Annotated in this window: 2 protein-coding genes; both read right to left on the bottom strand. The window is 61.3% G+C overall.

Annotated elements, in window-relative coordinates; translation table 11 throughout:
• Positions 1-156 precede the first annotated feature (156 nt).
• A complete protein-coding gene (locus HIJ39_RS22680) occupies positions 157-1,443 on the bottom strand; it encodes an IS110 family RNA-guided transposase (protein WP_169103300.1) in 1,287 nt (428 codons plus the stop codon).
• A gap of 191 nt (positions 1,444-1,634) precedes the next feature.
• Positions 1,635-1,828 (bottom strand): hypothetical protein (locus HIJ39_RS23930; RefSeq protein WP_207711875.1); only part of this gene is annotated, 194 nt, incomplete at its 5' end.

The raw sequence follows: 1,828 nt of genomic DNA, 5'->3' as shown, positions 1-1,828 counted from the left end.
GTCCGGGTAATGTTCTATCTTGTTGTCAAGCAATTTCCTGATGATTACACTCCAAAGTAGGCGTTGAGATAGTCTAGCGCATAAGGATGCCCGGGAGGACCCCAAATGGCATGGGTCCCCATCCGTTACGGGCGCGCCGAGCGCCCCGGTCCGGTGCTAGGTGGGACGGTGACTTCGCGTCCGATTCCGCACCGCATCGGGTACGGTGTACTGCGTTGCGATGAGTTGTTGGCGCTCGCGACCCGACGGCATCGGGTGGCCGTCGGGATCGCGGAACTCATACGGTTGGCCGGTGCGCACAATCCGCGCCAACCGCCAGAGTAGATGAATCGCAACTTCAATCACAGCTTGCTGGTGGCATTTCCCCTTGGCCGTCATCGCGCGATAGTAGACGGCGGCCAATTGGGGATCCCAATGGCGGCCAATATCGGCCGCGAGATACAACGCCCACCGAGCCCAACTGGGTCCGGTTTTGGTCACATGCCCGTGGGTGTGGAGTGTGCGGTTCGATTGGTTGGTCGCGATATCGAGTCCCACATAGGCCTTGAGGGCCTTACGCGAGCGGACCGCCTGAATGGCGGGCCACAAGGCCAAGAAAAAAGGGGCCAGCGTGACCCCGACGCCCGGTAACGAACGGACCAGTTGTGCGGGATCCAAGATGTCGTAGAGGGTCGTGAGGTCGGCCTCCACGCATGCCTTTTGCTCCCGCAAAAGCTGATGCTGGTCCAACAACCGTTGCAGTTGCTGTCGCGCGGCCGGGAGACGCTCGCGCAGGGCCGCCCGTTCGGCCGCGGTGCGTGGACGGATCACCAGACAATGGTCTTGGACGGCCGACGGACACACCGTCCAGACCGGGTGTTCCTCAAAGGTCTGCCACACCTCTTGGAAGATCGCCGGGCCATCCGGCGTCCGCAAAGAGGGAGCGACCGTCCCGAATTCCGGAATCCACCGGTCGATGAGGGCCGTCGCCCGTTTTTCTACAGTCCCCAGATCGCGGGCTAAACGCCAACTGTCTTTAATTCCCTCTTTCAGTGTCCCAAACCGCGGGTCGCTCGGTTCGATGACCGGGTAAAGAAGGTCCGCGTAGGTGTGCGCATATTTTGCGAGAATGAAGGCGTCCAAGCGGTCGGTTTTGGTATGGCCATGGTATGATTCGCGAAACCGTTTGACCCGCAGCGGAATGACGCAGTCCACGCGCACCCGACGATCCCGCCAAAAGCGTTGCACGGGCTCCGTGGCCGGCCCGGTCGGTTCCACAATGACGCGCAGCTCGGTCTCCGGGGTGATCTGCGTCGTCACCCATTGATAAAGCTGCTCTAAGTCGGCGGGTCTCGTCCGAAATCGCTGAGGTTTGCTGACTTGCTGTCCGCGGTCATTGACCAACACGGCCCAATGCGTACCATATCGGGCTAAATCGCACCCGAGAAATGCCTGGGACGGCATCGTGTACCCTTCCTTTCTGATGTGACGTCTCTCTCCCGTGGCATCGGACGTGCTCCCATCTCCCCTGACCGCGCTCCCCAACTATGTGCCGAATTCGAGACTCGGGCGCATGCGCGCCCGCTCGCTGTTCTGCCTCCGGGCCCTGAGCATCGTCAGTCCGAGATGACTCGCTTACACTGTCCGGGTCGTCGTCACCCACCAAGGTCTGCAGGATCCGAGTACGCTCGATGCCGGGTGAGTGATTTGACTGTACCTCCCTTACCCCATGACCCGTCCGCATTAGCGCGTTTTTGCCCGATCCGGGTCGCCTCCCGAGCCCATGCCAGCGACATCTCTCGCGCCGGGGTGGTCTTTGAGTCGCACGCCTCACGAATGACCGCGAGTT

The organism is Sulfobacillus harzensis (assembly GCF_012933365.1).
In the GTDB taxonomy this organism is placed as follows: Bacteria; Bacillota; Sulfobacillia; order Sulfobacillales; family Sulfobacillaceae; genus Sulfobacillus_B; species Sulfobacillus_B harzensis.
The sequence above is the reverse complement of the archived record's forward strand: the minus strand, read 5'-3'. Positions and strand labels throughout refer to the sequence as shown.